The organism is Exiguobacterium sp. KKT215 (assembly GCF_055635335.1).
Genome location: NZ_CM145756.1, coordinates 842,392 through 855,274 on the forward strand (window position 1 = coordinate 842,392; position 12,883 = coordinate 855,274).

The 12,883-nt window shown below is 55.6% G+C and carries 11 protein-coding genes; 10 read left to right on the forward strand and 1 reads right to left on the reverse strand.

Going from position 1 to position 12,883, the window contains the following annotated elements; genetic code table 11:
- Nucleotides 1-24 precede the first annotated feature (24 nt).
- From uvrB to ACZ2GZ_RS04485, 4 genes are all read left to right on the forward strand, one after another.
- Nucleotides 25-2,001, forward strand: a complete 1,977-nt coding sequence (uvrB, locus tag ACZ2GZ_RS04470; protein WP_251135316.1) for an excinuclease ABC subunit UvrB — start codon at nt 25-27, stop codon at nt 1,999-2,001.
- Nucleotides 2,002-4,875 (forward strand): excinuclease ABC subunit UvrA, encoded by a 2,874-nt coding sequence (gene uvrA / locus ACZ2GZ_RS04475; protein ID WP_029595043.1) that lies wholly within the window; start codon nt 2,002-2,004, stop codon nt 4,873-4,875.
- Between the two features lie 66 nt (nt 4,876-4,941).
- On the forward strand, nt 4,942-6,120 hold the full coding sequence (locus tag ACZ2GZ_RS04480; RefSeq protein WP_029595044.1) for a DUF4097 family beta strand repeat-containing protein: 1,179 nt from the start codon (nt 4,942-4,944) through the stop codon (nt 6,118-6,120).
- A gap of 63 nt (nt 6,121-6,183) precedes the next feature.
- Nucleotides 6,184-6,543, forward strand: a complete 360-nt coding sequence (locus ACZ2GZ_RS04485) for a hypothetical protein (protein WP_029595045.1) — start codon at nt 6,184-6,186, stop codon at nt 6,541-6,543.
- A gap of 49 nt (nt 6,544-6,592) precedes the next feature.
- Here the strand turns inward: ACZ2GZ_RS04485 and ACZ2GZ_RS04490 are convergent, their stop codons facing one another.
- Entirely contained in the window at nt 6,593-6,949 is a 357-nt protein-coding gene (locus tag ACZ2GZ_RS04490; protein WP_029595046.1) for a hypothetical protein, read from the reverse strand.
- A 151-nt stretch (nt 6,950-7,100) separates the two neighbouring features.
- On the opposite strand from ACZ2GZ_RS04490, the gene hprK reads away from it, so the two are divergent.
- The 6 genes from hprK to trxB all read left to right on the forward strand — a co-directional run bounded on the left by hprK (nt 7,101) and on the right by trxB (nt 12,772).
- Nucleotides 7,101-8,039 (forward strand): HPr(Ser) kinase/phosphatase, encoded by a 939-nt coding sequence (gene hprK, locus ACZ2GZ_RS04495; RefSeq protein WP_021065430.1) that lies wholly within the window; start codon nt 7,101-7,103, stop codon nt 8,037-8,039.
- Nucleotides 8,039-8,857 carry a prolipoprotein diacylglyceryl transferase gene (gene lgt / locus ACZ2GZ_RS04500; protein WP_214715950.1) on the forward strand — a complete coding sequence of 273 codons (819 nt, stop codon included), beginning with the start codon at nt 8,039-8,041 and terminating at the stop codon, nt 8,855-8,857. The genes hprK and lgt overlap by 1 nt, the downstream gene beginning before the upstream one ends.
- Complete coding sequence (gene ppaX, locus ACZ2GZ_RS04505) at nt 8,857-9,507, forward strand: pyrophosphatase PpaX (RefSeq protein WP_214715941.1); 651 nt, start codon at nt 8,857-8,859, stop codon at nt 9,505-9,507. Before lgt ends, ppaX begins: the two co-directional genes overlap by 1 nt.
- Nucleotides 9,500-9,982, forward strand: coding sequence for an acyltransferase (locus ACZ2GZ_RS04510; RefSeq protein ID WP_214715939.1), 483 nt, complete (start codon nt 9,500-9,502; stop codon nt 9,980-9,982). Before ppaX ends, ACZ2GZ_RS04510 begins: the two co-directional genes overlap by 8 nt.
- A 295-nt stretch (nt 9,983-10,277) precedes the next feature.
- Nucleotides 10,278-11,750, forward strand: coding sequence for a tetratricopeptide repeat protein (locus ACZ2GZ_RS04515; protein WP_251135315.1), 1,473 nt, complete (start codon nt 10,278-10,280; stop codon nt 11,748-11,750).
- A 68-nt stretch (nt 11,751-11,818) separates the two neighbouring features.
- Nucleotides 11,819-12,772, forward strand: a complete 954-nt coding sequence (gene trxB / locus ACZ2GZ_RS04520) for a thioredoxin-disulfide reductase (protein WP_029595052.1) — start codon at nt 11,819-11,821, stop codon at nt 12,770-12,772.
- Nucleotides 12,773-12,883: the final 111 nt, after the last annotated feature.

The following is a 12,883-nucleotide window of genomic DNA, read 5'->3' on the forward strand; positions in this document are numbered from 1 at the left end:
AGGTAAAGAAAGCGAGGAATATACATGGATAAGATTAGCGTTCCGTTCGACTTACATTCAGAATATAAGCCGGCCGGCGACCAACCGGAAGCGATTCGTCAGCTCGTCGAAGGAATCAATCGCGGCGACCGGTATCAGACGTTGCTCGGTGCGACCGGCACCGGGAAGACGTTCACCGTATCGAACGTCATCCAAGAAGTGAAGAAGCCGACGCTCGTCTTGGCCCACAACAAGACGCTCGCCGGACAGCTGTATTCGGAGTTCAAAGAGTTCTTCCCGAACAACGCCGTCGAATATTTCGTCAGCTATTACGACTATTACCAGCCGGAGGCGTACGTGCCGTCGACCGACACGTTCATCGAGAAAGACGCCTCGATCAACGATGAGATCGATAAACTCCGCCACTCGGCGACATCGGCCTTGTTCGAGCGCGACGACGTCATCATCGTCGCTTCCGTCTCCTGTATTTACGGTCTCGGTAACCCGGAAGAATATAACAGTCTCGTCATAAGTCTCCGTGTCGGGAAAGAGATGGGGCGCGACCAGATGCTTCGCAAACTGATCGACATCCAATATGAACGGAACGATATCGATTTCCAGCGCGGCCGTTTCCGTGTCCGCGGCGATGTCGTCGAGATTTTCCCGGCGTCACGCGACGAACAATGCTTGCGCGTCGAGTTCTTCGGAGACGAAATCGATCGCATCCGCGAGATGGACCCGCTCACCGGCGAGATCATCGCCGACCGCGAGCACGTCTCAATCTTCCCGGCGTCCCACTTCGTCACCCGCGACGAGAAGCTGCAAAAAGCGATCGTCAACATCGAGGCCGAGCTCGAACAACAGCTCGCGAAGTTCCGCGAGGAAGGCAAACTGCTTGAAGCCCAGCGTCTCGAACAGCGGACGAACTATGACCTCGAGATGATGCGTGAGATGGGCTACTGTTCAGGCATCGAAAACTATTCGCGTCATTTGAACTTGACCGAGGCAGGGGCGACGCCTTACACGCTCATCGACTACTTCCCGAAAGACTTCCTACTCGTCGCCGATGAGTCGCACGTGACGCTCCCGCAAGTACGCGGCATGTATAACGGTGACCAGGCCCGGAAGCAAGTGCTCGTCGACCACGGGTTCCGCCTGCCTTCAGCTAAAGATAACCGTCCGCTCAAGTTCGACGAGTTCGAGAAGAAGTTGTCGCAAGCGATCTTTATCTCGGCGACACCAGGTCCGTTCGAGCTCGAGCATACCCCGCACATGATCGAACAGATCATCCGGCCGACAGGACTGCTCGACCCGACGATCGAGATTCATCCGATCAAAGGACAAATCGACTACTTGATGGACCAAATTCGCGACCGCATCAAACAGGACGAACGCGTCCTCGTGACGACGCTCACGAAAAAGATGGCCGAGGATTTATCGGACTATCTGCGTGAAGCGGGCATCAAGGTCAACTATATGCACTCTGAAATCAAGACGCTCGAGCGGATTGAGATCATCCGTGACCTGCGTCTCGGAAAATACGACGTCCTCGTCGGAATCAACTTACTGCGGGAAGGACTAGACATCCCGGAAGTGAGTCTCGTCACGATTCTAGACGCCGACAAGGAAGGGTTCCTCCGTTCGGACCGATCGCTCATTCAGACGATTGGGCGGGCGGCGCGGAACTCGAACGGGCACGTCATCTTGTTCGCTGATAAGATGACCGACTCGATGACACGGGCGATTGAAGAGACCGATCGTCGTCGCTCGATTCAAGAAGCTTATAATGAAGAACACGGCATCACGCCGCAGACGATCCGTAAAGAAGTACGCGGCGTCATCCGCGCGACGGTCGACGCCGAGGAGGATGTGCTCGAATCACTCAGCTCGATGAAGCCGGCTGAACGTGAGGAAGCCATCGCCAAGCTAGAAGAAGAAATGAAACAAGCGGCCCGCGACCTCCAGTTCGAACGGGCGGCCGAATTGCGTGACTTAATCTTGGAGTTGAAGGTAGGGAATTAAATGGCTGAAAAGAAAAATGCGATCGTCATCAAAGGGGCGCGCGTCAACAACTTGAAAAACATTGATATCGATATTCCACGGGACCAGCTCGTCGTCTTGACGGGCTTGTCCGGTTCCGGTAAATCGTCACTCGCGTTCGACACCATCTACGCCGAGGGGCAGCGCCGTTACGTCGAGAGTCTATCGGCCTACGCCCGTCAATTCCTCGGACAGATGGACAAACCGGACGTCGATACGATTGAAGGGCTGAGCCCGGCCATCTCGATCGACCAGAAGACGACGAGCCGTAACCCGCGCTCGACCGTCGGAACGGTGACGGAAATCTATGACTACTTACGTCTTTTGTTCGCTCGCATCGGGAAACCGGTCTGTCCGCGTCACGGTATCGAAATCTCGAGCCAGACCATCTCACAGATGGTCGACCAAGTGATGGAACTGCCGGAGAAGACGCGCCTGCAAATCCTGGCGCCAATCGTCTCGGGCCGCAAAGGGACGCACGTCAAAGTGTTCGACTCGCTCAAAAAGGAAGGGTTCGTCCGCGTTCGTGTCAATGGCGAGACGATCGAACTGACCGATGAGATCGAGCTTGATAAGAATAAGAAACATTCGATCGAAGTCGTCGTCGATCGCCTCGTCGTCCGCGCTGACGTCGAAGGTCGTCTTGCCGACTCGCTCGAGACGGCGCTTCGCCTTGCCGACGGCCGAGCCATCATCGACAAGATGGACGGCACCGAGCTCCTGTTCAGCGAACATCACGCTTGTCCGATTTGTGGCTTCTCCATTGGCGAACTCGAGCCGCGTATGTTCTCGTTCAACTCGCCGTTCGGTGCCTGTCCGACGTGTGACGGGCTCGGTACGAAGCTTGATGTCGACCCGGAACTCGTTATCCCGGACCCGTCGAAGACGCTGAAGGAAGGCGCCGTCGTCGCCTGGCAGCCGACAAGCTCGCAATATTATCCGCAACTGCTCGCCTCGATGTGCAAACACTTTGACATCGACATGGACGTGCCGTTCGAACGTCTGTCGAAGCGTGACCAAGACCTCGTCTTGCACGGGACGGACGAAGAGTCGTTCTTGTTCCGTTACGAGAACGATTTCGGACAAGTCCGGACGAACACGATCTTCTTCGAAGGGGTGCTCCGCAACATCGAGCGCCGCTATAAAGAGACGACGTCCGATTATATCCGTGAACAGATGGAGACGTACATGGCGACACACGCTTGTCCGACATGTAGCGGTTATCGGTTGAAAGAAGAGACGCTCGCCGTCAAAATCACGGGCCACCATATCGGGCAAGTGACCTCACTGTCCGTCGTCAACGCCATCAAGTTGTTCGACTCGATCATGACAGAGTTGAGCGAGAAAGATATCGCCATCGCCCGTCTCATCTTGCAAGAGATTTGTGAGCGGCTCAGCTTCTTGAACAACGTCGGTCTCGACTATTTGACGTTGTCACGCGCCGCCGGGACGCTCTCGGGTGGAGAAGCGCAGCGGATTCGTCTCGCGACGCAAATCGGCTCACGGCTCACGGGCGTCCTATACGTCCTCGATGAACCGTCGATTGGATTGCATCAGCGTGACAACGACCGCTTGATCGCGACGCTCAAACAGATGCGTGACATCGGTAACACGCTCATCGTCGTCGAGCACGACGAGGACACGATGATGGCAGCCGATTATTTGATCGACATCGGACCGGGTGCCGGCGAACACGGCGGAGAAGTCATCGCCGCCGGGACGCCGAAACAGCTCATGAAGAACAGAAAATCGCTAACAGGCCAATACTTGTCTGGTAAGAAGTTCATCCCGCTCCCGGCCGAACGGAAAGTGCCGGACGAGCGTTTCTTGAAGATTTTGAAGGCGGAAGAGAACAACTTGAAAGGGGTCGACGTCTCGATTCCGCTCGGTATGTTCATCGCCGTCACCGGCGTCTCCGGTTCCGGGAAATCGACGCTCATCAACGAGATTCTGTATAAATCGCTCGCTCATCACATCAACCGGGCCAAGGCGAAACCAGGGAAGCATAAGAAGATTGAAGGACTCGACCATATCGACAAAGTCATCGATATCGACCAGTCACCGATCGGACGGACGCCGCGGTCGAACCCGGCGACATATACCGGTGTATTCGATGATATCCGTGACGTGTTCGCGTCGACGAACGAGGCGAAGATGCGCGGCTATAAGAAAGGGCGCTTCAGTTTCAACGTCAAGGGCGGACGCTGTGAGGCGTGCCGCGGGGACGGGATCATCAAGATCGAGATGCACTTCTTGCCGGACGTCTACGTCCCGTGTGAAGTGTGTCACGGGAAACGCTATAACCGTGAGACGCTCGAAGTGAAGTACAAAGGTAAGACGATCGCCGACGTGCTCGATATGACGATTGAGGAAGGGCTCGACTTCTTTGACAAGATTCCGAAAATCAAGCGCAAGATCCAGACGATCTTTGACGTCGGTCTCGGTTATATGAAACTCGGACAACCGGCGACGGAACTGTCCGGCGGGGAAGCGCAGCGCGTCAAGCTCGCCTCCGAGCTCCATAAACGTTCGACCGGGAAGACGATTTACATCTTGGACGAGCCGACGACGGGTCTTCACGTCGACGACATCGCTCGTCTGTTGAAAGTGCTGCAACGCCTCGTCGAGAACGGGGACACGGTGCTCGTCATCGAGCATAACCTCGACGTCATCAAATCGGCCGACTACTTGATCGACCTTGGACCGGAAGGCGGGGACGGCGGCGGTACGATCGTCGCGACCGGGACGCCGGAAGAAGTCGCCGAAGTCGCCGCGTCGTACACCGGCAAGTATTTGAAACCGGTGTTAGAACGGGATGCAGCCCGAGCGAAACCGAAAGCAGGAAAACGTAAGTAAGGTATAGAAATGATGAGAAACGGGAACATGATTGACGTGTGACCAAATCGAAGGGGGAAACGAACAGTGAAACAAGAAATGCGTGAACTGATTCTCCAGCAAGTGAAAGACGGGAAGTTGACGATTGAAGAAGGCATGACCCAGCTCGAACGGCTCGAGAAGTTGGAGCCGGAGCGTGTCCAAGCGCTCGAGGAACGTCAAGAGACGGAGAAAGTCGATGCCTACTCGGTCGAGTCGCTCACGACGAAACTGACGTCGGCGGTCGAAGGGCTCGTGACGAAACTTCGTGACAGCGACTTCACGTTCAGCTCGAACTTCGGGCCGGAAGTGACGTATTCGAAATCTTTCCCGTTCACCGGGAAAGATATCTCGCTCGACTTGTTCAACGCCTCGGCGACGATCGTCTCGTCGGACAACGACGAGTGTGAACTGATTGTCACCGGACGTCCGCTCCGTCAGCAGGACGCGGACAAGGCGCTCGAACAGCTCCAGTCAGCCGTCAAGCATTCGGTCATCGGTGACCGTCTCGTCGTGTCACTCCGCGACAAGCTCGTCCGGGCGCACGTCGAACTGTACGTCCCGCATCATCATTTCGATCACCTACACGTACAGACGCTCAACGGTGAGGTCCGTGCCGACGGCCTAGACGTCGAGAGCGTTCGTATCCAGACGGCGAACGGCCGGGTCGTACTTCATGAAGTACATGCCTCGGAGCTGCTCCTCAACACGGGGAACGGAACGGTCGAAGTCGAAGCGGTCGAATCGGAACTCGTCCACGTCCGGACCGGCAACGGAGCCGTCATCGTGAACGGCAAATACGACAAGGCGTCGCTCAAGACCGGCAACGGGAACATCCGCGCCGAACTCGCGACGGCACGTCCGGCCAAGTTCGAGCTCGCCTCGCTCGCCGGAAACGTCCGTCTCGTCTTGCCGCACGGCGTCGAGGTCGAAGGAGAACTCGAGACGAACTTCGGTGGTCTCCACTGTAATTTAGACGAGCTCGAGATCATCCGCGACCGGAAAGACGTCGCCCAACGCCGACTCGAATTCTTGTCGGGCCGTGGCCAGACACCGCGGATCGAAGTCGAGGCCGGGACGCGTACCGGCACGATCGACCTCGAACACGGTTCGCTCCACACACCGTCGACGTTCCTCGAAGAGGACAAACACGAGCCGGTGGAACCAATCGATCCAGTCGACCCGGTCAATCCGGCTGACTTGAACAACCCGTTCCATCAGCAATGACCGACAACCCGAAGGCCTCTCGCCTTCGGGTTTCTTTTAACTTGAGAGACGAGGAGGGACGGGATGAAGCGATTTGTGTCAGCGTACGGATGGATGATGATTGCGGTGCTGGTGCTTGGCGGATGTGCCGACGAACAGCGCATCGTCAATGAGAACGAGCCGGCTGGCGACGAAGCGATTGCTGTCGCCTGGGCGTATGTGACCGCGCGGAACTGGCAGGAGCCCGCAATCGATGCGGGAGCAAGTGCCGAGGTACATCGTGTCACGGTCGATGATGGTTATGAACTGTTGGACGATGCGTATGCCGGGACCGAGGCGCTCGCCGTCTCGTTCGAAGCGGACCCGAACAGTAGCGTCGACGTACCGACGATCTTGGTCGCACCGGAGTCGAACACCGTGGTCGGCTATGTACCGGGCGAATGAGACATCCATGACAAAACCCGAAGGCGGTTGCCTCCGGGTTTTTGTCATGTCATAGATTCATTTGATACTCCATTTGTTCCCAATCCATCATTTGACCGTCATACAGCGTGAATGAGCCGATGATGAACAGGATGAACAGGACCGGTCCGGCGATGAGTAAGAAAATCCCGAGGTTCCGCATCGTCTTCGACCGTTTCCAATAGAAGATGATGGCGACGATCATCGATAACAGCGACCCGGACAAGAACAAGCCGACGATGTTCAAGATGAACAACAGCAACACCGTCTCGTTTTTCGTCGCGGCATATTCGCGCCACATGTCAAACAGTGATTTGACCAAGTAGACGAGCGCCGCAATCCCGACGATAAAAATAAAGACAATGGCAATCCAAAATAGTGAATTCATGTGATTTCACCTCCCTAATCCTCTATACCCGTTCTACGGAATCGCCACGAATTAGTTTCATCTCTTTTTTTCGACACGTTTCGCTCACTTTCGTTGACGCTTCTCCAGAAGAGCTATGATACAATAATGAGCGTGAAAGGGGCAGATACTCATGCAAAATATCGTACGCACGGCTCAACTCGTTGAGCGCTTCAAACTTCAAGTCATCGCCGGGGAAGAGGGACTCCATCGTCCCGTCGCCACACCGGACCTCAGTCGACCGGGACTCGTCCTTGCCGGCTACTATACCCACTATGCGAAAAATCGGCTGCAAGTGCTCGGGAAGACCGAGCTCACGTTCTACGCGAGCTTGTCGGAAGAGAGCCGCCGCGAGCGGGCGAAGATTTTATGCACGGAATTGACACCGGGCATCCTCATCACGCGCGGCTTCGACATCCCGAAAGAGATTGAACAAGAAGCCGAGGCGGCGAACGTTCCGCTCATGCGCACGAACGCGGTCACGACGTCAATCGAGTCACAAATCACGAACTTCCTCGAGATGGAACTCGCACCGATGACGGCGATGCACGGCGTGCTCGTCGACATCTACGGCGTCGGCGTGCTCATCAAAGGGCAGAGCGGCGTCGGGAAATCCGAGACCGCCCTCGAACTCGTCAAGCGGGGCCACCGTCTCGTCGCCGATGATTCGGTCGAGATTCGCCAGACCGGGGACCAATTGCTCGTCGGTTCAGCGCCGAAGCTGATTCGCCACTTGCTCGAGATTCGCGGAATCGGCATCATCGATGTCATGACGTTGTTCGGCGCCGGTGCCGTCCGTTCGCACAAGAAAATCAGCTTGATCATCAACCTCGAGAACTGGGATGCGGGCAAAGTATATGACCGCGTCGGGCTCGATCACAACACGATGAAAATCATCGACAGTGAAGTGCCGATTTTGACGATTCCGGTCCGTCCGGGACGTAACTTGGCTGTCATCGTCGAAGTCGCGGCGATGAACTACCGTCTGCAGAACATGGGCATCAATACGGCCGAAGAGTTCGCGGAGCGGCTCGCGAACGCCATCCATGACAACGAAGGAGACATGGAATAATGGTAGAGCCAACATTTGACCGCGTCGCGTTTGAGATCGGGTCACTCCCGATTTATTGGTACGGCATGATTATCGCCTTCGGGGCGATGCTCGGCCTCGTTCTCGCCTTGTTCGAGGCGAAGCGCCTCAATTATGATTCAGAACGGGTCGTCGACGTCATCATCTGGTCGATTCCGATCAGCATCGTTTTCGCCCGGATTTACTACGTCATCTTCCAATGGGACTACTATAGTCAGAACCTCGGCCAAATCATCGACATCCGTCAAGGCGGCATCGCCATTCACGGGGCCATCTTCGGGGCGCTGCTCGTCGTCGTCATCTATTGCATGCGCAAGTCGATGTCGTTCTGGAAGATCACGGACATCCTCGCACCGTCCCTCTTGCTCGGACAGGCGGTCGGACGCTGGGGCAACTTCATGAACCAAGAGGCGCACGGTGCCGAGACGACGAGTCGTTTCTTGAAAGAGACGCTGTTCCTCCCGGACTGGATCGTCAATCAGATGTATATCGACGGGGCCTACTATTTGCCGACGTTCTTGTTCGAGAGCGTCTGGAACATCATCGGCGTCATCTTGCTCGTCGTATGGCGTATGGTCGGTAACCCGCCGCGCGGCTATATCTTCTTGTCGTATCTCGTCTGGTACTCAATCGGTCGCTTCTATATCGAAGGACTGCGGACCGATAGCTTGATGGCCGGTGATCTCCGGACGGCACAACTCGTCTCGATCGCGATGATCGTGTTCGGTATCGTCATGATGATTATCCGCCGCAAAGCGAAACGATACGACGACCCTTCAGAGAAAGGACTGTTTGATTGATGGACACACTTCTATTCGATTTGGATGGCACGTTGCTCGATACGAACCCGCTCATCATCGCGAGCTTCCGTCACACGCTCGGGTATTACTTCCCAAACGAGACGTATCGCGATGAGGACATTTTCCCGTTCATCGGACCGACGCTCGAGAAGTCGTTCAAAGCGCTCAATGAGCCGGAATGGAAAGAGATGCAGGCGTTCTATCGCAGCTTCAACATCGCGATGCACGACCAGCTCGTCGCCGAATATCCGGGTGTGATCGAAGGGCTGTACCGCCTTCACGCCAAAGGCTTCAAGATGGGCGTCGTCACGTCGAAAGGCCGTCCCGTCGTCGAGCAAGGATTGCGCTTGTTCAACATCGACCACTTGTTCGACGTCGTCATCACGGCCGACGATGTCATTCATGAGAAACCGCACGCCGAACCGGTCGAGCGGGCGCTCCACGCGCTCGGGTCGACGGCGGACCGCGCCGTCATGGTCGGAGACAACGACACGGACATCTTCAGCGGCAAAAACGCCGGCACGAAGACAGTCGCCGTCGGATGGGCGCTCAAAGGCCGTGCGTTCTTAGAAGCGCTCGAGCCGGACGTCATTATCGACTCGATGGAACATTTCGAGGCGTGGCTCGACGAGGTCACGGTCCATGCGTAAGACGGAACGGTTTCGTCTCGATGGGCCGAACCCGCTCTGGCAGATGTATCGGACGATCCGATTCCTGCGCGTCTTTAAAAACACGACCGTCGTCTTGATCGGCCGCTACTTCCCATCCGTCAAAGCGAAACGCTGGTTGTACCGGACGTTCCTCGGCATTGAAATCGGCGAGTATAGCGCGCTCGCCCTCATGGTGACACCGGACGTCATGTTCCCGGAGCGAATCTCGATCGGCCGTAATACGGTCATCGGGTTCAATTCGACGATTCTCTGTCACGAGTACCTCGTGGACGAGTACCGGATCGGGGATGTCCGCATCGGGGACGAGGTGTTGATCGGGGCGAACGTGACGATTCTTCCTGGCGTCACGATTGGCGACCGGGCCGTCATCGGTGCCGGTGCCGTCGTGCATCGCGACGTCCTGCCCGGAGAGCGCGTCGTTGGCGCAAAGCTCCAAACCGTCGACACAAAATAGACACAATTTAGCGCGAAATCATTTTGAGGTCAAGACATGTCCGTCCTCATAAAATTACTAGAGCGGTATCACTTTTTTTAAAGGGGATGCCGCTTTTTTGTGTCTGTGGGCGCTGACACAAAACCCTCATATTTTTGTCAAAAAGCATTTAGTGGACCTAGCAAAATATATTCATTATAGAAGGAATATAGTCTCGATTTTTTTTAAGTTTTTCAGTTGCCCTCACTGAATGAGTGCGGTATTCTTAACCCTGCAACTAAAAAAAGATTTAGAGATGATGTGGAGGATTTAGAATATGGAAGCGAACTATGAAGCAGTAATGACGCTACCCGAACCAGAATCTCCGCTCGCCGCGGAGCTCCACTACTATAGAGGTCGTCGTGCGTTACGTGAAGGTCGCCTAGATGAAGCGACTTTTTTCATGGCTGAAGCCACTGCCGCTGCAGCCCACCGCGTCGACTATCACAAACAGTACGCTGAACTGTTATTTGAAGTAGGGGAGATCTACCACGCCAATGACGTGTGGAAACGGGTGCTTGAACTCGATGAAACGTCAACAGAGGCCTTATATCACCTTGCGAGCAACTGCGCCTATATCTCTTTATATGAAGAAGCAGCGATGTATGCAAACCGCTACCTCGAAGTCGAGGCACACGGACGCTACGCGGACTCGGTCCAATCCCTGTTAGAACTGATTGAACTCGAACAAGAACTCGAGGAAGACGAGGAAGACGAGCTGATCACGTGGCACACCGAGGCCCAACAGCATATCGACAAAGGCCGCCTGTTCGCAGCCAAGTCGACGCTCGAACGGTTAATCGATCGCTATCCGCGCTTTTGGCCGGCGTTCAACAACTTGGCCGTCGTCAATTTTTATCTCGGCAACGATGAAGCGGCGTTCGAGACGCTCGAGTACGTGCTCGATGAGAACCCGGGCAACTTGCATGCGCTCTTGAACACGATTCTGTTGCTGCATGAAGCCGGACAATCGGACGCGGCGCTCCAACTGTCGGTCCCGCTGACACGTGTCCGTCCGCTCCAGTTCGATTTACGCTACAAACTCGCCACGACGCTCGCGCTCGTTGGTCAATATGACCGCGCGTACGAAGAACTTCGCCTGTTGAAGGAACGCGGATTCCGTGGGGATTCACTGTTAGGGCATTGGCTCAGCGTATCCGCCTACAAGACCGGGCGTCTTGAAGAAGCGGCTACCTATTTGAACAGTGACGAGTTGAAACGATTCGAAGAGAAGAGCCCGTACGACATCCGCGACAATCTCGAGTTCCGTTCGGCGCTCGTTCAAGGATTGCGCCAAGAAGAAGACGCGGCTCGAATCGAGATTATCCGAATCATCTCGAAGCTCGCCGATGACGAGGCGTTCGAAGCGCTCGCATTGACGAGCGGCATCACCGACAACGAGACGGTGATCGCGTTCGCCGAGAAGTGCCGCGCCGAGATTTGCCAGGCCCCGTTCACAGGCGACGTCCGCATCGCTCGGGCGTATGACGCGCTCTTGCTTGCCGAGACGGAAGTGACGGAAGCGGAACAGATGAGCCTCGACGGCGACTTCTATGAACGGTTCTCACTCCTGCTCCTTGCCGGGGTATCGTTCGAGGACGTCACGGCATCGGCCGCGGCCCTCGTCTGGATGTTCTATGCGAAACGGGATGCCCTCATCCTCGACGACTGCGCCGACACGTTCGGAATCGACGTCGCGACGCTCACGGGCACGATCCGTTCGTTCAAACAGACACTCGAACAAGCATAAAGATAGACGATACCTCCCTAGGTTTCTTATACTGAAGTCAATCAATTTCATGCAGAGGTGGAATCATTATGACAGAAGAAAAAATCTATGACGTCATTATCATCGGGGCCGGCCCAGCCGGAATGACGGCTGCACTTTACGCGTCGCGTGCCAACTTATCGACACTTATGATCGAACGCGGTATCCCAGGTGGACAGATGGCGAACACGGAAGATATCGAAAACTATCCGGGCTATGACAGCATCCTCGGCCCAGACTTGTCTCAAAAAATGTTCGACCACTCGAAAGCATTCGGGGCGGAGTACGCTTATGGCGACGTCCAAAGCATCTCGGACGAGACGGAATATAAAGTCGTCCACGCGCACAACCGTGACTATAAAGCACGGGCGATCATCCTCGCTTCTGGCGCACAATACAAGAAAATCGGTGTCCCGGGCGAAGAAGAGCTCGGCGGCCGCGGTGTATCGTATTGTGCGGTCTGTGACGGGGCGTTCTTCAAAGGGAAGAACTTGTTCGTCATCGGCGGCGGCGACTCAGCTGTCGAGGAAGGCGTGTTCTTGACACGTTTTGCTGACAAGGTGACAATCGTTCACCGTCGCGACGAGCTTCGCGCGCAGAAGATTCTTCAAAAACGGGCGTTCGACAACCCGAAAATCGACTTCATCTGGAACCACACGCTCAAAGAGATCGTGGAAGCCGATGGTAAAGTCGGTGGGGCACGTCTCGTCAGCACGGTCGATGGGACCGAGTCGGACCACGAAATCGACGGTGTGTTCATCTATATTGGTATGAACCCGATCACTGGTTTCGTCAAAGACCTCGGCATCACGAACGAGCAAGGCTATATCGTCACGAACGAAGCGATGGAGACGAAGATCCCAGGGATTTTCGCAGCCGGCGACGTACGCGACAAGACGCTCCGTCAAGTCGTCACCGCGACGAACGACGGATCGATTGCCGCTCAAAACGCGCAACACTATATCGAGGGGCTCCTCGAGGCGTTGCACGAACAAAACGCGTGACATGAGGCAGAAGGGATTGCGGGCGACCGCAATCCCTTCTCTTTTTTTCGGACGTTCGTTATACTAAGGACAGAAGAGAGCTGCACACACGGCTCGGTTGTCAATTTTAAG